This is a genomic window from Psychromonas sp. CD1 (assembly GCF_002239585.1).
GTDB lineage: Bacteria > Pseudomonadota > Gammaproteobacteria > Enterobacterales > Psychromonadaceae > Psychromonas.
The window spans coordinates 56,904-77,075 of the sequence record NZ_NDFH01000003.1 but is presented as its reverse complement, the minus strand read 5'-3'; the positions used below and the strand labels follow the sequence as shown (position 1 = coordinate 77,075).

Genomic DNA, 20,172 nt, shown 5'->3' with positions numbered 1-20,172 from the left:
ACATTCTCAATTTAATAATAACAATACTTTTTTAAGAGCTTTAATAAACGTTTTCACTTCATCGAGTGTATTATAAATAGAGAAAGACAGGCGCACCGTGCCACTATTATTCAGTAAAGACATTAATGGCATCGCGCAATGAGTTCCACTACGAAGCGCAATACCTTGAGCATCCAATAACATTGCTATATCACTATGGTGTTCACCTTGTACTGTAAAACTAAGCAGTCCGGACTTTTTAATGCCAGCACAATATACATGCAGGTTTGGTAGTACAAGTAAGGCTTTTTCTGCTTCCAGCAATAATATTTCTTCATGTGCTATCAAGGCGCTACGCTCATAATTATTTAAAAATTCAATAGCGGATCCAAGCCCTATAACACCGGCAATATTAGGTGTACCAGCTTCAAATTTAAAGGGTAACTCATTGTAAGTACTTGTGGAAAAAGAAACGCTTTTTATCATTTCCCCTCCACCTTGCCACGGAGGAAGCGCTTCTAATAAATGTTTTTTACCAAACAGAACTCCCGTTCCTGTCGGAGCAAATAATTTATGCCCTGAAAACAGATAATAATCACAATCAAGTGCTTGTACATCCACGGGAACATGTGCAATCGCTTGCGCACCATCAACGATAACTTGCGCTCCCACTTCATGAGCAAGCTTTATCATCTCAACAATAGGATTAATAATACCTAACGCATTTGAAATATGAGTCACTGATACGATTTTAGTTTTATTATTTAATAATAATCGATAAGCCTCGAGATCTAATTGGTAATCATCTTGTAATGGGATGATTTTTAATACTATTTGTTTCGCCGCCACGAGCATTTGCCACGGCACTATGTTTGCGTGATGCTCGAGTGCAGAGATCAACACTTCATCACCGGCTTGTAATTGAGTGCCAATAACGTGGCTTAATAAATTAAAACCTTCGGTAGTTCCTTTTGTCCAAATGATTTCCGCATTACTTTTTGCATTAATAAAATCACGTACAATGCTACGAGCATTTTCGAAAGAACGAGTCGCACGCATTGCCAACTGGTGCCCGGCTCGATGCACATTGGCATTATCATGAGTATAAAAATAACTGATAGCATCGATAACACAACGCGGCTTTTGTGTGCTGGCTGCATTATCAAAATAAATTAACTCATGCTCATTAACTTGTTGTGCAAGAATCGGGAAGTGTTCTCGCAATTCATGAACTAAAAATAGTTTTTTTTGCATATATCCTTCATTATAAATCATAACTTATTACTTATTCGCCACACTAAATGAGTAATTAAAATGTAAATTTTCCCGCGTAAAAACACTGTAAATAAGTGTTAACGATGCGCCGTACGTCCTTCTACCATCAATCGTTTCATTTCTTGCACTGCATGAGAAAGTCCATCTGCAAGTGCTCGTGCAATAATCGCATGGCCAATATTGAGTTCGACTATCTCAGGAAGCGCAGCAATAGCTTTTACGTTATGATAATTTAAACCATGACCTGCATTCACGAGAAGTCCCAATTTGTGCGCATAACTCGCCATAGAGGCAATTCTCTGCAATTCTATTGCTTGTATGGCATCATTTTCTGCATCTGCATATTTTCCAGTATGCAATTCAATATAAGTTGCACCACTAGCGAGTGCTGCGTCAATTTGCTTTTTATCAGCATCAATAAATAAAGACACTTGAATGCCTGCATTGGTTAAACGTTGCACTGCAACGCGCGTACTTTCTAGCGTTCCTGCAACATCAAGCCCTCCCTCCGTCGTAAGTTCTGCTCGTTTTTCGGGAACAAGACAGACAAATGTAGGCTTTGTTTTTATGGCAATCGCTATCATTTCTTCTGTTATTGCCATTTCTAAATTCATACGAGTTTGTAATGTTTGTATTAAAATTTCCACATCTCGATCTAAAATATGCCGTCTATCTTCACGCAAATGAATCGTAATACCATCTGCACCAGATGTTTCAGCGATGGCAGCCAAATGTGCAGGCTCTGGATAACATGTACCGCGCACATTACGTAATGTTGCAACATGATCGATATTGACGCCAAGTAATAATTTACTCATTATTTCATTCCTTCTGTCACTTTAAATAAGCGCCGACTATGTAATGGTTTATTGCCCAACAATTGAGCGAGTGCTTGCCGACAAAATCGTTTTGCGGAGACCAATAATTCAGTCGTGGTAAAATTTCTTTGGGCAAGAGCCTGAATTTGCTTTCCACTGTAAACATGCTGTTTTTGATAAATCGCTTGTTTGGCAAAAAAACCCATTTGTTGTTGATATTGATAGTCAAAACCTAACTCTACTTGCTTGCCAGTGTAAATGTCTTTAGTAAAATCAACACCATAACCCAAACTATCCAGAAGAGTTAGTTCAAAGTTACGTAATGCTATTTGTGCATTATGATTATTTTTAGCTCCTGCAAGCGATAATAATGTTTTTTGATAACAAGAAAACAACCCGTCACAAGCGGTTTCAGCTTGTAATAGACGATACAACAATTCGTTAACATACATCGCCATATACAAACGTTCTCCAACTAATGGGACAACTTGTGTTTGCGCTTCTATTGATTTTACTGTTTTAAGGCTAGAGCGACCAAAATAGGTCGCTTGTAATAACGTAAAAGGTTGCGCACATCCTCGTCGAAGTCGAGAAATACTGCGCCCACCTTTATAAATCAAACTCACTTTACCAATATCTTGACAAAAAAGATCTAATAAAAGGCTAGTTTCACCATATGCTCTACGGTGCAAAATAAAGGCATTATGACACTCCATTGACATAATTGAATTACTCCCTTATTACAAACTAACGTTTATCAGTTTCATTTATAAATTTATTGCACCACCCTTCAAATAAAAGGGGCCTATTAATATCGCATATTTAACTTACTGTTTATAATCATCACCGTAGCCTAAGCTATGCAATGCGCGTAAGTCATCAGCCCAACCTGATTTCACTTTCACCCAAACTTCTAAATATACCTTGGCATCAAATAATGCTTCCATATCAAGTCGTGATTGGGTAGCGATGGCTTTTATTTTTTCACCTTTATTACCTATAACCATACGCTTTTGCCCTTCTCGCTCTACCAAAACCAAAGCATTAATATGCAACATACCATTCGATTTCTGCTTAAATTGCTCAATTTCAACCGTCACAGAATAAGGTAATTCATCGCCTAAAAAACGCATTAACTTTTCACGAACAATCTCAGAGGCCATAAATCTAGATGAACGATCAGTGATATAATCCTCAGGGAAATAAAACTCAGATTCAGGTAATGCTTGTTGTGCCCACTCCCTAATCTTTTCGATGTTATCGCCTTTTTTTGCAGACATTGGCAATATATGTTTAAAGTTATAACGCTCACCAAGTGCCTTTAAATGAGGCAAAAGCAACTCTTTATCCTCTACATTATCAATTTTATTAATAGCGAGAATAACCGGACAGGTTAAATATTTAAATTTACCTAATACCATTTCATCATCAGCATTCCAATGAGTGCCTTCTACGACAAAAATAACCATTTCCACATCATTAATCGAGCTTGATGCTGCCCGATTCATTAAGCGGTTAATGGCACGTTTTTCCTCAACATGTAATCCCGGCGTATCAACAAAAATAGTTTGATATTCGCCTCGCGTATCAATACCTAATATTCGATGCCGAGTTGTTTGTGCTTTTCGTGATGTGATACTAACTTTTTGCCCTAATAATGCATTGATAAGAGTAGACTTACCTACATTTGGACGACCAACAATCGCCACTAAGCCACATTTTTGAGTCATGCTTTATCCCCTAATAATGCAACTAACATTTTTCGTGCTGCAATTTGCTCTGCTTTCCGACGACTAGCGCCTTGCCCTTGTACGGCTTCGATTCCATCAATAATACAACTGATAGTAAAACTCTGATTATGCGCTTCACCACGAATTTCAAGAACTTGATATACAGGCAAAGCTTGTTTACGTGATTGTAAATGCTCTTGTAAACGTGTTTTAGGATCTTTTTGCCCAATTCCCGGCTCAATAGTGGTTAAACGACTATTAAACCAAGCCAAAACTAAACGATTCACACTATCAATATCAGAATCAATAAAAACGGCTCCAATAATAGATTCAACACCATCCGCAATAATAGAGTCCCTACGGAAACCTCCACTTTTTAATTCACCAGGCCCTAAAATAAGTGAATCACCTAATTCAAACTCACGTCCTATTTCAGCAAGCATTTTCCCACAGACCAAGGTCGCACGCATGCGACTTAAATCACCTTCATTGACTTTAGGGAAGCGTAAATATAAGTCTGTAGATATAACAAAACTTAAAATAGAATCGCCTAAAAACTCTAAGCGTTCGTTATGTGCCCCCAGCGCACTCCTGTGCGTAAGCGCCTGTTTTAATATCGAAAAATCATTAAATTTATAACCGATACGTCTTTCTAAACGTCTCAGTTCTGCCTCTTTCATTTTATTACTCATCTATTTAATTCCGCCGATCCGATTAAAACGAACACCACTTGGTATCCATGTCGGTAATAAGTCATTAGGATCACGATAAAATTCAAAACTTATCCAAATGGCTACCGCTTTACCCACTAAGTTTTGTTCTGGTACAAATCCCCAATAACGGCTATCTTTACTATTATCGCGATTATCCCCCATCATAAAATAATGCCCTTCAGGCACTATCCATTCGTAGGAAAATGTTTTTACATCATCTTGTTTGTAATAATATGCCACTTGATCACGACGATATGGATTAATTAAAATCTCATGCGCGACACTACCCAATATTTCATTATATCTTTGCACCGTCATTTCTTCATCATGATATTTTTTATCACCGATATATTGCATATCCAGTGCTTTATAAGAACCACAATCAGCACTAGTGCAAGCAGGAACAATATAAAGTTGCTTATCTTTATAAACTATTTTATCTCCGGGTAATCCTACAACTCGTTTAATAAAATCAACGCGTGGATCTTCTGGATATTTAAAAACAGCTACATCACCACGTTGTGGCTCTGCAACAGGTATAAATGTATTTTGCCAAAGCGGTTCTTTTACTCCATATGAAAATTTTTCAACTAGAATAAAATCACCGACTAATAACGTTGGCATCATTGATCCCGATGGGATTTGAAAAGGTTCATATAAAAATGAGCGCAATATAAATACCACTGCAATCACTGGAAAAAGCGAACGAGCATTCTCAATCAGTATATTTTCTGGATGAATACCTGCTAATGTATTCTCATCCAGTTCAACACTCGATTGCTGTTGTGCAAGGTGTCTGGCTTCTTTACGAGCCGGTCCCCATTTAAATTTATCTATCACCCAAACAATACCAGTAAGCAGAGTGATAACTACTAATAGCAATGCAAATGTATTAGCCATATTAATTCCTTAAGCATTTATACGTTTAAAAATCATCCTATACAACAATGATTATTTATCTTTACCGATATGTAAGACAGCTAAAAATGCTTCTTGTGGTACATCAACATTACCAATAGATTTCATGCGTTTCTTACCCTCTTTTTGCTTTTTAAGCAGTTTTTTCTTACGTGAGATATCTCCACCATAACATTTTGCCAATACATTTTTACGTAATTGTCTCACGGTTGCTCGCGCAATAACTTTTACTCCGATAGCGGCTTGAATGGCAATGTCAAACATTTGTCTTGGGATCAACTCTTTCATTTTATCAACTAATTGACGTCCATAATTTTCTGCATTTTCTCTATGCGTTATCAAAGCCAATGCATCAACACGATCGCCATTGATTAAAACATCAACACGTACCATATCGGCTATTTGAAACTTTACAAAATTATATTCTAAAGATGCATAACCTCGACTAGTTGATTTTAAACGGTCAAAAAAGTCCATTACGACTTCCCCCATCGGAATATGATAGGTTAACGCGACTTGTTTACCGTGGTAAATCATACTCGTTTGCACACCACGCTTACCGATACACAAAGTAATAACGTTACCCAAGTATTCTTGAGGTACTAAAATATTACATTCTGCAATGGGCTCACGAATTTCATGAATATCATTAACCGCGGGTAATTTTGCAGGACTATCTACATAGTGAATTTTACCGTCGACAGTTTCAACTTCATAAACAACCGTCGGAGCAGTCGTAATTAAATTGAGATCATATTCACGCTCTAAACGCTCTTGAATGATCTCCATATGTAACATGCCTAAAAAACCACAACGGAAACCAAAACCTAAAGCCGTTGAATTTTCTGGCTCATAAAAAAGAGAAGCATCATTAATACTTAACTTCGTTAATGCATCTCTAAAATTTTCATAATCATCTGAACTTACAGGAAAAAGCCCAGCATACACTTGCGGTTTTACACGTTTGAATCCAGCAAGTGCTTTTAATGCAGGATTATTGACGGTCGTTAAAGTATCCCCCACTGGCGCACCAAGTATTTCTTTAATTCCTGCAATCACATAACCTACTTCGCCCGCTTTTAATATACCCGTTTCCAATTGCTTAGGCGTAAAACAGCCAACTTTATGCACTTGATGTACACCTGAGGTCGACATCACTTTCATTTTATCGCCAACTTTTATTTGGCCATTTTTAATCCGCACTAAGGAGACTACACCTTGATAACTATCAAACCAAGAATCGATGATCAATGCTTGTAGTGGTGCGTTTACATCGCCCTCTGGAGCGGGGATACAACGAACAATTTCCTCTAAAACCAAATCAATGCCCACTCCTGTCTTAGCAGAGCAACGCACGGCATCTGTCGCATCAATGCCAATAATATCTTCGATCTCTTCTGCAACACGCTCAGGGTCTGCCGCGGGTAAATCTATTTTATTTAAAATAGGTACGACTTCTAAATCCATTTCTAATGCTGTATAGCAATTCGCTAAGGTTTGCGCTTCAACCCCTTGACCCGCATCAACAACCAACAATGCACCCTCACAAGCGGCTAATGATCTTGAAACTTCATATGAAAAATCTACATGTCCAGGAGTATCGATAAAATTAAGTTGATAAGTTTCACCATCTTTTGCTTTATAATTTAAGGTGACACTTTGTGCTTTGATAGTGATCCCTCGCTCACGTTCTATGTCCATAGAATCTAGGACTTGTGATTCCATTTCACGATCACTTAAACCACCACAAGAGCTAATTAAACGATCTGAAAGAGTTGATTTACCATGGTCGATATGAGCAATAATAGAGAAGTTACGAATATTTTTCATTAAGCGGTTGATACCTTATTAATACGGAAACGATATATTATAACCAAACCACCTAAAAAGATCAGTTCCAGCAAGTAGCTTAGGTATATTATTTAGTATGCATTCTACCCAATTTAACACTTGATCGCTATCATTAAAGTCACTAAGTCGTATCCATTTCATCCCTTCTAAAAAAAACAAAGTTGATAAAAAAGACTATCATTGTATTTATAGAGCATGCTCTATTTCACAAATAAAAATATACTTTATGCTGTATATTCTTTTTTTATGAAAGAGGTTAACGAATTTTCAAAATTTAGCTTACAATACGTTTACTTTTTAAAGGATGATTGATGACACATGTCAAAAGCATCAAAAAAAATTTCCATTATTTTATATTATCTTTGAGGTTATTTTATTATGAAATCAAACACATCAGTGTTGCTCTCTCTCGCCGTTGCGATTTTAGGTTATATCGTTATTTCTCAATTCTCTCCGCCTATTGATGGCGCGGTATTGTTTGCTATAGGCGCTCTACTAAGTGGTTTAGTTATTAAACTTATGAGTTCAACTCAAACAAATGACACAGAGTATGAAAATGCAGAAGTAAATTTTGACACGATTACTCTTTATGTAGGAAATCTTCCTTATCGTGCGAATGAACTCGCCATCAGAACACTTTTCTCTGAACACGGAAAAGTACTTTCAGTTCGATTAATGAAAGATAAACACACGGGTAAACGCCGTGGTTTTGGCTTTGTTGAAATGCCAGAGAAAGATGCACTGAGTGCTATCGACGCGTTAAATGAGCAAGAATTTCAAGAGCGCTCACTAAAAGTTAGAGAAGCAAATGAACGCACGCCAAGATCTGACGTTTAAGTAAAAAAATGCAAGAATATAAGCGTTATTTTGACGTTTATATTCTTTTTTAAATGCCTTTTATCCCATCACACAAATACTAAATAAAAAGGCCAACAAGCGTTTTTTAAACACTGATTAACCTTCATTAATGTTTTCAAGAAGTAATTTATATATCAAGACTTACATTTGGCATTTAATCTTAGCCTTTTCGCTAATACTTTGATGTTTCTTAATTTCCCAACCGATGACCCGCTGAACAAGTAATCCTGTCGTCATTGATCCACTTACATTGAGCGCCGTTCTGGCCATATCAATTAAGGGTTCGATTGAAATAAGTAATGCAACGATTTCCACTGGTAAACCCATTGCAGGTAATACAATTAGAGCTGCAAACGTGGCGCCACCACCGATACCTGCAATGCCAAATGAACTGACCATCACAATAAGAATCAGAGACAAAATAAAGTTGATATCAATCGCTATTCCCATCGTTGGTGCCACCATAACGGCAAGCATTGCAGGGTAAATACCCGCACAACCATTTTGCCCAATGGTTGATCCAAATGTTGCAGATAAATTAGCTATCATAGGTGCGACACCTAATTGGTTAATTTGTGTTTCTACATTTAACGGGATCGAAGCTACACTACTTCGCGAACTAAAAGCGAACGTTAATACAGGCCAAATTTTCTTGAAAAATTGCACGGGATTAATACCAAATATTGACACCAATACACCATGTACCACAAACATCAATATGATGGCAACGTATGACGCAATAATAAAACCTAGTAGATTTAAAATATCTGCCCCGTTAGAGCTCGCGACCACTTTTGTGAGCAAAGCTAAAATCCCATAAGGTGTTAACGTCATAATCATCTTAACTAAGCGCATGACGACGCTTTGAATTGCATCAACAAAAAGCATGATAGGTGTTGCTAATCTTTCATTTTCTAAACTTACCTTACGCGCTGATATACCTAATAATACAGCAAAAATAACAATCGCAATAATTGATGTGGAGCGTACTCCGGTTAAATCTAAAAATGGATTTTGGGGTATGAAACTCAGTATCATATCCGGAATAGTTAATGCGCTGACCGTCTCCATCCGCACAGATAAAGCAAATGCTTTAGCGGTCTCTCTTGACCCTTCCGTTAATCCCGCAGCGGTCAAGCCAAAACCTTGTGTTATCATTATCCCAATCAGAGCAGCAATCATCGTAGTAAATAGCAATAGGGCAATAGTCAAAAAACTAATTTTACCTAATTCCCCCGATTTATCGAGTTTAACAACCGCTGAAAGCATGGAAACAAAGACCAATGGCATGATTATCATTTTCAAAAAACTAACGTACCCAATACCTACAACGTTCACCCAGAGCAATGTTGAAAATATCATCTCTTTTTGATCTGCATAGACGAACTGTAAAGTAAGACCAAATAAAGTACCTAGAATCAATGCAATTAAAACTAATCTTGATAATGTTTTTTTTTGTCGTTGTTGCCAATAAGTTATTAAAAGAAGCACTGAAAATATCGCCAAGTTAATCATTAATACCATGTAATGTCCTATTTATAGGGTTAAAGTGCCTAAGTTAAATTGGCTTCAAATTTGTATTTAAACCAAAATCTATATTTTAATTTGTTTTAGAAAACCGCAACAAATATTGATGTTACCTGGCTCGATAATGAGGAGTAAAATAGAACATTATTGCCTAATACCTACCACGTAATCATTGCCTTACAAAAATATTTAGCCTCTATCAAAATATTAAATATTAAATATTCAATGATTTTTAAATATTCATAGGTCAGTTGTTTATATGTTTTCATTGTTGCATCTCTTGCCGGAGAAAAAGTGATTAACATATATTCAGCTGACCACTTTTTCTACTTATTCAAGTTATGCACTTATTATTTGAATCTAAGTCTTATTTAAATAACAAGAAACGCTTTAAAAATCATTTGCTAAATTAATTAAAAAAGAAAATTCTCGTGCAGTATCTTCTAAATGTTTAAATCTTCCCGACTTGCCTCCATGACCAGCTTCCATATCGGTATATAACAATAATTGATGATTATCTGTTTTTAATTCTCGCAATTTAGCAACCCACTTTGCAGGTTCCCAATATTGAACTTGAGAATCATGTAACCCTGTCGTCACTAATAAATGTGGGTAATCTTGTGCTTGCACCTGATCATAAGGACTATATTGCAACATATATTCATAATATTTTTTCTCATTCGGATCACCCCATTCATCATATTCTCCTGTTGTTAAAGGTATTGATTCATCGAGCATTGTTGAAAGTACATCTACAAAAGGAACGACGGCCACCACACCTTTATAAAGTTGAGGCGCTTGATTTATTACAGCCCCCATTAATAGTCCACCCGCACTTCCCCCCATGGCAAAAACGCGATCTTTATGTGCGTAACCTAATTCAACTAAACCTTTTGATACATCGACAAAATCATTAAATGTATTTTGTTTTTTTAGCAACTTACCCTCTTCATACCAATATCGACCTAACTCTTCCCCTCCCCTAACATGCGCGATAGCATAAACAAAACCACGATCTAACAAACTTAAATTTTCAGAACTAAAGCCAATATCTAAGCTATAACCGTATGAACCATATGCATAAATAAGAATAGGATTATTATTATCAAATAATGACTTCCGATACACTAAAGAAACAGGCACTTTAACCCCATCGCGTACCGTTATCCATACGCGCTCACTATGTAAATCAGCAGCATTATAATCTCCCATGACTTTGCTTTGCTTTAATAATATCGTTTCCCCGCTATTTAAATCTAATTCATAAACACTTGCAGGCGTAGTAAACGATGTATATTGATAACGAAACTTAGTACTATTTGCATCGGGATTATAATGACTAAACACCGTATATGTCGGATCTTTAAACTCCAAAGTGATTGAGACTCCGCTTTGATGATTAATTTGACGTAGCGATGGTAATCCATCTTTACGCTCTTCTACTATTAACCATTCATGCATTAATTCATAACCCTCAAGTAATATATCAACACGTGATTCGATAATCGTTTGCCAAGATGATGTATTTATATTACATATGGTTTGTGTTGTTTTTAATGCAAAATTTTTCCCGCTACTATTAGTGCGAATATAAAACTTATTTTGAAAATGATCGATACTATACTCATGATCTCGTTGTCTTGGTAAAAAAGACTCAAAATCTCCCGTACTATTATTGGCATCTAATAGTAAACATTCTGAAGTCTGCGTGCTATCTATGCATATAACGATATATTTCTCTGAACGAGTTTTATAAATATCGAGATAAAAAGTATCATCTTTTTCTTCATAAACAAGTACATCATTTTTAACCTCATCACCTAATCGGTGCCGATAAACACGATAAGGTAATAATGTTTGCGCATGTTTTTTCACATAAAAAACAGTCTCGTTATCGTTTGCCCAAATAACAGAAGATATATTTTCAATCACATCCGATAATACATCACCGGTTTGCAAATTTTTAAAGCGCAAAGTATATTGACGGCGACTTAGCGTATCTTCAGAATAGGCCATCATCATTGAGTTAGGTGACAAGGTTAAATCCCCTAGTTCATAAAATTCATGCCCTAACGCACGTTCATTACAATCTAAATACACATCCTCGGGTGCATCCATTGTTTCTTTCCGACGACAATAGATGCGTTGATCATTACCTTCATCAAAACGTGAAATATACCAAAATCCTTTTTTATAATATGGAACAGATTCAAGCATCGGCTCTTCACGTGCTACCATTTCATTATATAATTCACTTTGTAATTTTTGTAGGGGTTCCATTACCGAGTTCGTATAAGTATTCTCAGCATTGAGATGCGCAATAACCTCAGAATTTTCTCTTTTATCATCCCGTAACCAAAAATAATCATCTTCGCGAATATGATCATGGCATTTATGCTGGTAAGATTTTTTCTTTGCTCTCGGTGCTTGAATAGGGTCCATATTTAAAACTCATTAAAAAAACAATAATTACATGGTAGCATTTTTTTCCTCTTGCCAATAATAGAGACGAATAGATCACACCTTTTTTCAGGTGTCAATAATATGCATATTGTCTATTTTGCTTTAACCCTCTTTTAAATAAAATAAAGCTCAAAAAGTGTGCGGTTGATTAGCTTTTTATCTTTATCTTTTTGACTGTGTTTAAACGCGGACTTATTCTAATCGAACTTGTTAAACAAAAAAGAAGTCTACGATTTTATAGGAGTTTATATGTATATAGGTGTACCTACAGAAATAAAAAACAATGAATATCGTGTGGGTTTAACTCCATCTAGTGTTGCTGAGCTTATTAGCCACGGACATCATGTTTTTGTACAAAAAGATGCAGGGATGGGTATCAACTTTAGCGATCAAGATTATATTGATATCGGCGCTAAAATATTAAATAACGCATCAGAAGTTTTTGCGAAAAGCGAAATGATAATTAAGGTAAAAGAACCTCAAGAAAATGAATGTGCGATGTTGCGTCCTGGGCAAATATTATTTACTTACCTACATTTAGCTCCTGACTTAAAACAAACACAAGCATTAATGAATAGTGGTGCAATCTGTATCGCTTATGAAACGGTCACTAATGATGCAGGACAATTACCATTATTGGTACCAATGTCAGAAGTTGCAGGTCGAATGTCTATTCAAGCTGGAGCTTTTGCACTACAAAAATCAAATGGTGGTTCAGGTTTATTACTTGGAGGCGTCCCTGGCGTTGAACCTGCTAAAGTGGTTATTATTGGCGCAGGAATTGTTGGTCAAAATGCGGCTCAAATGGCAATCGGAATGGGCGCTAATGTTGTTATCTTAGATAAAAAAATATCAGCACTACAACACATAGATGAACTTTTTAATGGACGAGTTCGTACCATTTATTCAACTAAAGATGCACTAAAAAGACATGTCACTAGCGCAGATCTTGTTATTGGCGCAGTATTAGTCCATGGGGCAGCCGCACCAAAACTAGTGTCTAAAGCGATGATAAAAGAAATGAAAAAAGGCTCTGCCCTTGTCGATGTTGCAATCGATCAAGGCGGATGTTTTGAAACTTCGCATGCAACCACACATGAAAATCCCATTTATATTGTTGATGATATTGTACATTATTGTGTTGCAAATATGCCGGGAGCTGTTGCTCGTACATCTACACAAGCACTGAATAATGCAACTTTACCTTATGTTTTAAAGCTTGCTGATCTCGGTTATAGGGAAGCCTTTAGACAAGATAAACATTTACTTAATGGTCTTAATGTTTTTCAAGGTAAAATAACTCTTTTAGAAGTTGCACAAGCGCATAAATTAGAGCATAAAGAACCCGCTTTAGTGATCTAAATAAACAGGTGTTGCAATAAATTCTTACCAATGAATATTATTGCAACATTTTTATTCCAATACTAATATAAATATTATTTAGAACGCTATCTTACACGTGAATATTTCATGTATTTAAATACTAACTTTTATGCAAAATAACCACTAAAAATAACTACTCAGCACAAAAAAATATTAAGATCTGATTAACCAACCATTTTTTACTGCAATTGCAACTTGATCACTGACGTATGCCCATAATTTAGGTGCGCTTTTCTGTAATAAAATATTCCGCGCTAATACTTGCTCTGCACGAACTTGATGCTTTAACCAACTTCCTCCTTGTGCTGCAATGTTTAAAAGTACAGGTAAGATTCTATCGATTGATTTAGCAAAGCATGCATCCGCAGAGATTGCATCTTCAAATTCTAACCATAAATTTTTCATCTCTTGATACTGTACATTGGGTAATAATGAAAATAATCGATGCGCAGCAGCCAACTCTTTTTTAGCTTGTAATTTATGCTCGTTTGCTACTGAAAATGCAAAAAGATCTCCGGCATCAATTTCAATAATGTCATGGATCAATAACATTTTGATCACGCGATCTATATTGATTTTTTCAACCGCATACCCTTCTAATATTTGTGCTGCGAGCGCAATATGCCAACTATGCTCAGCACTATTTTCAGCACGAGAATTATCACATTGTACGGAAGTTTGACGATAAATTGCCTTTAATTTATCGATTTCAAGAATAAATTCAAATTGCTGAGCGAGATCTTGCATACACGGATCCTTTATTTTAGTTTGTAATAAACCACATATAAATAAGTTTTACATTTTTCTTTATGAGATTCGTTAATTAATACCCTACAAATCAATAGATTACATGCCACCAGTCATCTGTCACATATTAATGTGACCTTGTGAATTAAGTTTAACCGATTAAGCACAGCGACTCAAATACACATCCGAAAGGATTATCAAGGCTAAAAAATTCAGGAAGATAGAAAAGTATTTTATTAGCGTCGAAAAGGCTCACGCCTCGATAAAATTTTCCTATATGACACTACCAATAAATACAGCATTTACTTTTTCTACCACCAATAATTAAACTGTATCTAACTTTTACTTAGGTATCGTTTTAATTGTCATCTATTTCTGTTAATAAAAAAATAATATATTCAAAGAGAAGATACAAAAAAACACATTAATTTCTATGACGCAATAAATAAAGAAAAAGAAATAAACTTCCTAATTTTAAAAGCATGCTCAAGCGCGCATTGTTGCCTGTTTTTTTTTGTGTAAAAAGCATGATGTTGAGATTCTTTTTTTAAACCACTCACCGGCAGCAACTGCTGCACCCTTTTTGCAATTGCCTCACCTGAATCCACTAATTTAATATTTCCGCCAAAACACGTTTTAATTTCTTGTTTTAAAAGTGGAAAATGCGTACAACCGAGCACTAAAATATCTGGACGTACAGGCAATATTAACCATTCTTTAAAAATAGCCCTCAATTGCTGCTGTAATACGCACTCATTTATCGATTGAACACTTAGTTTGCGCTCAGAGAGCTTAACTAACGCAGTTGATGCAAGGCTTAATACCTTTTTTTGTGAGGCAAATTTATGAATTAACAAGGACGTATATTCTCGAGCAATCGTTGCAGGTGTCGCTATCAGACCAATTATATTATTTTTTGTTAATTGACAAGCAGGCTTAATAGCAGGAACAACTCCCACGATAGGTATATCAAAATTTTCACGTAAAGCTTGTAGAGCCACCGTACTCGCTGAATTACATGCGATCACTATCAAATCTACTGGATATTTTTTTATAAAATCACTTAATAATAAAAGTAACCGTTGAATCAAGACATCCTCTTTTAATTCTCCATAAGGAAAATAAGCATTATCAGAAAGATAATAACAATTGAGTTGGTCCATTTTTTTTATTATTTCTTCAAAAATTGATAAGCCACCGACACCCGAATCAAAAATTAAAATATGTTTAACTGACATCCATTACCTATTTTTCTGACATACTTATAATATGCCTATAATACTGCAAATTGATGCACTCCACGACGTAAATTCTATACCATTTGAAATACTATTTTAATATTCGCAGTATAAAGTTCAATATTATGTATACTAATATTACGGCTTAGCTTACTGCAACATCCTTATTTTTAATAACTATATCAAAAAAACACAATCGCTTTATAAAAAACGTTGTCAGGTCTTATTTTCTGAATTAAAAAAGAAACTGTCAAAAATTTATAGACTAAACTCGGTTAATGGCGATATGTTTATCACGGCTCCCTTGCAATACTTTTTTACTGGCTAAAATACTAATTAAACACTGGATAGCAGTTGTTCCCTGTCCTGTATTTAATCCAGATCCAGAGAATAAACCTTCCGCCTTACGCTTAAATTTTACCAATTACAATCTAAGTGATTTTATAGAAAATGTAACACGTTTGAGTAAAGTATAAAAAACGTTGAATATATACTAAATGGCGAAATGCCTTAATAATGAGTATAAAATGAAAATATTTAGTAATTTCGAAAGTGCAAATATAAACATAATTAGCGCAGAATGTGCCAATGATATCCAACTGAGCATCCCTGCCGATAACCAAAGCGATATATCGCAATGGTTTTATTTCCGTTTAGAAAGTCAGCCTAAAAAAAAACATTCATTTAAAATATTAGACCTAGCAAAATCAGCTTTTTCTCAAGGCTGGCAAGATTATGATGTTGTTGCTTCTTACGATCGTAAAAAATGGTTTCGTATTAAAACAAAATTTGATGGTGATACCTTAAGTTTTCACATTGCTCCTAAATATAACTCTATATACTTTGCCTACTTTACCCCCTATTCATACGATCGCCACCAAGACTTACTACACTACGCACAAACACAATCAAATTGTCAGTTACAAACTATAGGTCTTACCTTAGATGATAATAATATCAGTCTATTACGCATTGGAAGACCAAGTAAAACAAAAAAAAACATTTGGATAACTGCCCGTCAACACCCAGGAGAAACGATGGCAGAATGGTTTGTCGAGGGGCTATTATTACGCCTATTAAGTCAAACTGACACGGTTGCACATGCCTTACTTGATGTTGCAGTTTTATATATTGTGCCCAATATGAACCCTGATGGTGGTATTAGAGGCCATTTACGTTGCAATAGTATTGGCGTTGATTTAAACCGTGAATGGGGTTCACCCTCGATGCAACTTTCACCCGAAGTGTTTTTTGTACGCAAGAAAATGATGGAAATCGGTGTAGATATGTATTTAGATATTCACGGTGATGAAACACTTGCCTATAATTTTATAGCGGGTAACGAAGGTATTCCATCTTATAATAAAAAGATGGCTAACTCAGAAAATCTATTTCGGCAAGCTTTACTAACTATCACTCCTGAATTTCAAGATAAATACGGTTACACTAAAAACAAACCCGGCTGTGCTAATTTAACTATTGCTTCACACTGGGTAGCAGAGCATTTTAAATGCTTATCTTTTACCTTAGAAATGCCTTTTAAGGATAATCGCAATCATCCAGATAAAAAACAAGGCTGGTCCGCAGAAAGGAGTATTGCTTTGGGTCAAGATGTATTGAGTGCCATTTGGACAAGCACTCAAAAACTTTAGTTAACGGAAGTACTTTAATATAACTTAACAAAAGTTAAGCTTTTCGATAAGAGCCTATAACATGAATCGCATATTGCTTTTTTATTTTTAAAATCGCAATAGCGATATTCACATCTTTTTGATGTCCATCGATATCAATAAAAAAATGATATTGCCCAAATTGAGATTTGGTCGGACGTGACATGATAGAAGTAAGATTCACTTTTTGTGCAGAAAAAGCATTAATAATATTACCTAATACACCAGGGCAATCATTATCATTTTTAATCACTAAAGTCGTTTTATAACAATATCCAGCTTGATACACTAGTGGCTCAGTACTCAGCACTATAAATCGAGTTTGATTGTTTTCATAATTAGTCACATTTTCAACAAATGAACACATCGACGACTCTGTATTAAGCACATGCTTAGGTACAATAGCCGCCGCACCTTTACCTTTTTTTTGCGCTTCAATTAAAGAGCTCATATTACTCTGCACATAATGTACACAAACATCACCCTGCTGCTCAATAAACTCCGAGCACTGACCATACGCAACAAACTGTACAAAAATATCGGTTATTTGTACATCACTTGCTGCATAACGCACACAGGAAAACTGGATAGGCAATAAATATTCTGCAATCAAACTTAACGAGGTATCAAGTAGGTTATCTAAAACAACTTGCACATAACCTTCAGATAAGTTTTCTATGGGTAAAACACCAAATTCACAATCGGTGCCTATTGCTTGAAAGGTTTCGGACAAAGTCTTAAAATATTGTATTTCATACACTATATCTTGTGTTCGAATAAACTTCTGAGTCGCAATATCTGAGAATGTATTAGGAGGACCTAACGTTGCTATTTTCGGCATGTTATAACACCTGATCTAAGATCAAAAAAGGTAAGCACTTAGCTTACCTTTTTAAATTTAAAGTTGCATATTAGCCTGTAACTTTTTAATCGCATTGCCCTCTAGTTGCCGAACTCTCTCAGCAGAGATACTATAACGCGAGGCTAAATCATGTAATGTTGCTTTAGGTTCATTTAACCAACGACTACTAATAATATCTTGACTACGTAAATCTAAAAGGGATAACGCAGAATATAATTTACTCTTATAATTTGATTGAGAATTTTCAACCTCAACCAACAACGCGACATCTGCACTCTTATCTTCAAGATATTGTACTGGCGCATAACAATTTTCATCATCATCCTCTCCAGTTAAATCGAAAGAATAATCGTGACCATTTAAACGAGATTCCATTTCAAGTACGTCTTTAGTACTCACATTCAAATTATTCGCTACATTTTCAACTTCAGCTTTACTAAACCAACCTAAACGTTTTTTAGCTTTACGTAAATTAAAGAAAAGCTTACGTTGCGCTTTGGTTGTTGCAATTTTAACCATACGCCAATTTCGAATAACATACTCATGAATTTCAGCTTTGATCCAATGCACAGCAAAAGAAACCAAACGAACACCGACCGTTGGGTCGAAACGTTTTACCGCTTTCATCAAACCAACATTACCTTCTTGGATAAGATCAGCTTGTGCTAAACCATACCCAGCATAACTTTTGGCTACATAAGCAACAAAACGCAAGTGTGACATCACTAATTTTTTAGCTGCATCTAAGTCGCCATCATAAAATAATCGCTCTGCTAATTCTTTTTCTTCTGAGGCAGAAAGCATTGCAAATTTATTTACCGACTGAATATAAGCTTCTATGCTCCCTTGAGGAACTAAACTCATTGAATCGATGCTTTTAATCATATCACCCCTTATATCTTAATTTTGCGAACAAGTAACACCATAAAATTAGTTGATAATTATATACCTGTTCGCATTTAATATGCAACAAGTAGCCCAGAACAAAAATTAAATCTAAAACACTCTACGATTACCGGAAAACATTTATTTAAAAAAATCAAGTCATATCTTATAATAATGAAAAAAGATTTTTAACATCTTCAACCTCTGGGATCAAATTCATTTCTGTGCCTAAAGCAATACGTTCAGCTTCAATACGTTCAGCTTCAATACGTTCAGCTTCAATACGTTCAGCTTCAATACGTTCAGCTTCAATATGTTCAGCTTCAATACGTTCAGCTTCAATACGTTCAGCTTCAATACGCTCAACTTCAATGCGCGCAACGTCAACGGGATCATCAAATAAAACAATTTCAATGTTTTCATCCGTATTTTGCAACGCTTCTTTTTTAAGCGTTTCAAATAATTTTGCTTTTTCATCTACATCGGCTATTTGCGTAGACGTTTTTTTTAATTTTTTCCCAAACCAGGAAAATAGACCTTTATTCTTTGACATTAATTAAAACCTTACTCACAACCTATCTGACCTGCTAAAATAGCAGTTATTATTTTATTATATTACCATTATCTGCGCGGACTAAAAATTATATGGGTAAAAATCATCAAGTTAAATCTCACGATCGTAGCATTAAATCAAAAAAAAGCGGGTTTATTCGCCTTATTTCAGGAAAGTGGCGCGGTAAAAAACTTGCAGTGCTTAATATCGAAGGTTTGCGCCCTACAACAAATCGAACAAAAGAAACTCTTTTTAACTGGCTGATGTATGATATTCACAATGCACGCTGTCTCGATTGTTTCAGTGGCAGTGGAAGTTTAGCCTTTGAAGCACTATCACGATCGGCGCAAAGTGTCACTTTACTCGAACGCGATAAACAAGTTTGCCAACAATTAAAACTAAATTTACAAAGTTTAAAGATTGAAAATGCACTCGTTATTGAAACAGATAGTATTTCTTATTTACAACAAAGATCTACACAGCCCTTTAATATTGTTTTTATTGATCCCCCTTTTAACAAATCTTTATTACAACCTTGTTGTGATGCTCTGGAAAACAACGCTTACTTAGCCAAGAATGCATTGATTTATGTTGAAATGGAAAAAAAAATTGATCTGTTTACACCGCCTTCCTCATGGGAATTAATCAAAGAAAAATCAACAGGCCAGGTCATATATCAACTCTATAAAAAAACAAATTAAA

Annotated in this window: 19 protein-coding genes; 4 read left to right on the top strand and 15 right to left on the bottom strand. The window is 35.5% G+C overall.

Annotated features, from left to right (window positions below; translation table 11 throughout):
* Positions 1-6 precede the first annotated feature (6 nt).
* The 7 genes from B8W84_RS01735 to lepA form a co-directional block, all read right to left on the bottom strand.
* Positions 7-1,233 carry an aminotransferase class V-fold PLP-dependent enzyme gene (locus tag B8W84_RS01735; protein WP_094752714.1) on the bottom strand — a complete coding sequence of 409 codons (1,227 nt, stop codon included), beginning with the start codon at positions 1,231-1,233 and terminating at the stop codon, positions 7-9.
* A 98-nt stretch (positions 1,234-1,331) separates the two neighbouring features.
* Positions 1,332-2,072: a pyridoxine 5'-phosphate synthase gene (gene pdxJ / locus B8W84_RS01730; protein ID WP_094751618.1), complete on the bottom strand. Its 741-nt coding sequence runs from the start codon at positions 2,070-2,072 to the stop codon at positions 1,332-1,334.
* Positions 2,072-2,794 carry a DNA repair protein RecO gene (recO, locus tag B8W84_RS01725; RefSeq protein ID WP_094751617.1) on the bottom strand — a complete coding sequence of 241 codons (723 nt, stop codon included), beginning with the start codon at positions 2,792-2,794 and terminating at the stop codon, positions 2,072-2,074. The genes pdxJ and recO overlap by 1 nt, the downstream gene beginning before the upstream one ends.
* A gap of 105 nt (positions 2,795-2,899) precedes the next feature.
* A complete protein-coding gene (era, locus tag B8W84_RS01720; protein WP_094751616.1) occupies positions 2,900-3,802 on the bottom strand; it encodes a GTPase Era in 903 nt (300 codons plus the stop codon).
* The gene (rnc, locus tag B8W84_RS01715; protein WP_094751615.1) at positions 3,799-4,494 is read right to left on the bottom strand and encodes a ribonuclease III; all 696 of its coding nucleotides are present in this window, start codon (positions 4,492-4,494) and stop codon (positions 3,799-3,801) included. The genes era and rnc overlap by 4 nt, the downstream gene beginning before the upstream one ends.
* On the bottom strand, positions 4,495-5,415 hold the full coding sequence (gene lepB / locus B8W84_RS01710) for a signal peptidase I (protein ID WP_094751614.1): 921 nt from the start codon (positions 5,413-5,415) through the stop codon (positions 4,495-4,497).
* Positions 5,416-5,466: 51 nt separating this feature from the next.
* Positions 5,467-7,263, bottom strand: coding sequence for a translation elongation factor 4 (gene lepA / locus B8W84_RS01705; protein ID WP_094751613.1), 1,797 nt, complete (start codon positions 7,261-7,263; stop codon positions 5,467-5,469).
* 399 nt (positions 7,264-7,662) lie between these two features.
* Here lepA and B8W84_RS01700 point away from each other — a divergent pair, with 399 nt between their 5' ends.
* Positions 7,663-8,121, top strand: coding sequence for an RNA recognition motif domain-containing protein (locus B8W84_RS01700; RefSeq protein ID WP_094751612.1), 459 nt, complete (start codon positions 7,663-7,665; stop codon positions 8,119-8,121).
* A 162-nt stretch (positions 8,122-8,283) separates the two neighbouring features.
* On the opposite strand, the gene B8W84_RS01695 is transcribed toward B8W84_RS01700, so the two are convergent.
* Complete coding sequence (locus B8W84_RS01695; protein ID WP_094751611.1) at positions 8,284-9,666, bottom strand: L-cystine transporter; 1,383 nt, start codon at positions 9,664-9,666, stop codon at positions 8,284-8,286.
* Positions 9,667-10,059: 393 nt separating this feature from the next.
* A complete protein-coding gene (locus B8W84_RS01690) occupies positions 10,060-12,111 on the bottom strand; it encodes a S9 family peptidase (RefSeq protein ID WP_094751610.1) in 2,052 nt (683 codons plus the stop codon).
* 270 nt (positions 12,112-12,381) lie between these two features.
* Here B8W84_RS01690 and ald point away from each other — a divergent pair, with 270 nt between their 5' ends.
* Positions 12,382-13,494: an alanine dehydrogenase gene (gene ald, locus B8W84_RS01685; RefSeq protein ID WP_094751609.1), complete on the top strand. Its 1,113-nt coding sequence runs from the start codon at positions 12,382-12,384 to the stop codon at positions 13,492-13,494.
* 174 nt (positions 13,495-13,668) lie between these two features.
* Here ald and B8W84_RS01680 read toward each other — a convergent pair whose 3' ends face one another.
* The 3 genes from B8W84_RS01680 to B8W84_RS08000 all read right to left on the bottom strand — a co-directional run bounded on the left by B8W84_RS01680 (position 13,669) and on the right by B8W84_RS08000 (position 15,924).
* A complete protein-coding gene (locus B8W84_RS01680) occupies positions 13,669-14,262 on the bottom strand; it encodes an HD domain-containing protein (RefSeq protein ID WP_094751608.1) in 594 nt (197 codons plus the stop codon).
* 431 nt (positions 14,263-14,693) lie between these two features.
* On the bottom strand, positions 14,694-15,500 hold the full coding sequence (gene murI / locus B8W84_RS01675) for a glutamate racemase (RefSeq protein ID WP_094751607.1): 807 nt from the start codon (positions 15,498-15,500) through the stop codon (positions 14,694-14,696).
* Between the two features lie 265 nt (positions 15,501-15,765).
* Positions 15,766-15,924 (bottom strand): hypothetical protein, encoded by a 159-nt coding sequence (locus tag B8W84_RS08000; RefSeq protein ID WP_180706016.1) that lies wholly within the window; start codon positions 15,922-15,924, stop codon positions 15,766-15,768.
* Between the two features lie 103 nt (positions 15,925-16,027).
* On the opposite strand from B8W84_RS08000, the gene B8W84_RS01670 reads away from it, so the two are divergent.
* Positions 16,028-17,152, top strand: coding sequence for a M14 family metallopeptidase (locus tag B8W84_RS01670; RefSeq protein WP_094751606.1), 1,125 nt, complete (start codon positions 16,028-16,030; stop codon positions 17,150-17,152).
* 34 nt (positions 17,153-17,186) lie between these two features.
* Here B8W84_RS01670 and B8W84_RS01665 read toward each other — a convergent pair whose 3' ends face one another.
* The 3 genes from B8W84_RS01665 to B8W84_RS01655 all read right to left on the bottom strand — a co-directional run bounded on the left by B8W84_RS01665 (position 17,187) and on the right by B8W84_RS01655 (position 19,470).
* Entirely contained in the window at positions 17,187-18,011 is an 825-nt protein-coding gene (locus tag B8W84_RS01665; RefSeq protein WP_094751605.1) for a prephenate dehydratase, read from the bottom strand.
* A 57-nt stretch (positions 18,012-18,068) separates the two neighbouring features.
* Entirely contained in the window at positions 18,069-18,917 is an 849-nt protein-coding gene (gene rpoH / locus B8W84_RS01660) for an RNA polymerase sigma factor RpoH (protein WP_094751604.1), read from the bottom strand.
* 166 nt (positions 18,918-19,083) lie between these two features.
* Complete coding sequence (locus tag B8W84_RS01655) at positions 19,084-19,470, bottom strand: hypothetical protein (RefSeq protein ID WP_180706015.1); 387 nt, start codon at positions 19,468-19,470, stop codon at positions 19,084-19,086.
* A 92-nt stretch (positions 19,471-19,562) separates the two neighbouring features.
* Here B8W84_RS01655 and rsmD point away from each other — a divergent pair, with 92 nt between their 5' ends.
* Positions 19,563-20,171 carry a 16S rRNA (guanine(966)-N(2))-methyltransferase RsmD gene (rsmD, locus tag B8W84_RS01650; protein WP_094751603.1) on the top strand — a complete coding sequence of 203 codons (609 nt, stop codon included), beginning with the start codon at positions 19,563-19,565 and terminating at the stop codon, positions 20,169-20,171.
* Position 20,172 lies beyond the last annotated feature (1 nt).

Bases quoted from the DNA above. Each gene is read 5' to 3' on its own strand.
- rsmD (WP_094751603.1), top strand. From the start codon at position 19,563: ATGGGTAAAAATCATCAAGTTAAATCTCACGATCGTAGCATTAAATCA.
- rpoH (WP_094751604.1), bottom strand. From the start codon at position 18,917: ATGATTAAAAGCATCGATTCAATGAGTTTAGTTCCTCAAGGGAGCATA.
- B8W84_RS01680 (WP_094751608.1), bottom strand. From the start codon at position 14,262: ATGCAAGATCTCGCTCAGCAATTTGAATTTATTCTTGAAATCGATAAA.
- recO (WP_094751617.1), bottom strand. From the start codon at position 2,794: ATGTCAATGGAGTGTCATAATGCCTTTATTTTGCACCGTAGAGCATAT.
- B8W84_RS01655 (WP_180706015.1), bottom strand. From the start codon at position 19,470: ATGTCAAAGAATAAAGGTCTATTTTCCTGGTTTGGGAAAAAATTAAAA.
- murI (WP_094751607.1), bottom strand. From the start codon at position 15,500: ATGTCAGTTAAACATATTTTAATTTTTGATTCGGGTGTCGGTGGCTTA.
- lepA (WP_094751613.1), bottom strand. From the start codon at position 7,263: ATGAAAAATATTCGTAACTTCTCTATTATTGCTCATATCGACCATGGT.
- B8W84_RS01695 (WP_094751611.1), bottom strand. From the start codon at position 9,666: ATGGTATTAATGATTAACTTGGCGATATTTTCAGTGCTTCTTTTAATA.
- B8W84_RS01690 (WP_094751610.1), bottom strand. From the start codon at position 12,111: ATGGACCCTATTCAAGCACCGAGAGCAAAGAAAAAATCTTACCAGCAT.
- B8W84_RS01670 (WP_094751606.1), top strand. From the start codon at position 16,028: ATGAAAATATTTAGTAATTTCGAAAGTGCAAATATAAACATAATTAGC.
- lepB (WP_094751614.1), bottom strand. From the start codon at position 5,415: ATGGCTAATACATTTGCATTGCTATTAGTAGTTATCACTCTGCTTACT.
- B8W84_RS01665 (WP_094751605.1), bottom strand. From the start codon at position 18,011: ATGCCGAAAATAGCAACGTTAGGTCCTCCTAATACATTCTCAGATATT.
- rnc (WP_094751615.1), bottom strand. From the start codon at position 4,494: ATGAGTAATAAAATGAAAGAGGCAGAACTGAGACGTTTAGAAAGACGT.
- era (WP_094751616.1), bottom strand. From the start codon at position 3,802: ATGACTCAAAAATGTGGCTTAGTGGCGATTGTTGGTCGTCCAAATGTA.
- B8W84_RS01700 (WP_094751612.1), top strand. From the start codon at position 7,663: ATGAAATCAAACACATCAGTGTTGCTCTCTCTCGCCGTTGCGATTTTA.
- ald (WP_094751609.1), top strand. From the start codon at position 12,382: ATGTATATAGGTGTACCTACAGAAATAAAAAACAATGAATATCGTGTG.
- B8W84_RS01735 (WP_094752714.1), bottom strand. From the start codon at position 1,233: ATGCAAAAAAAACTATTTTTAGTTCATGAATTGCGAGAACACTTCCCG.
- pdxJ (WP_094751618.1), bottom strand. From the start codon at position 2,072: ATGAGTAAATTATTACTTGGCGTCAATATCGATCATGTTGCAACATTA.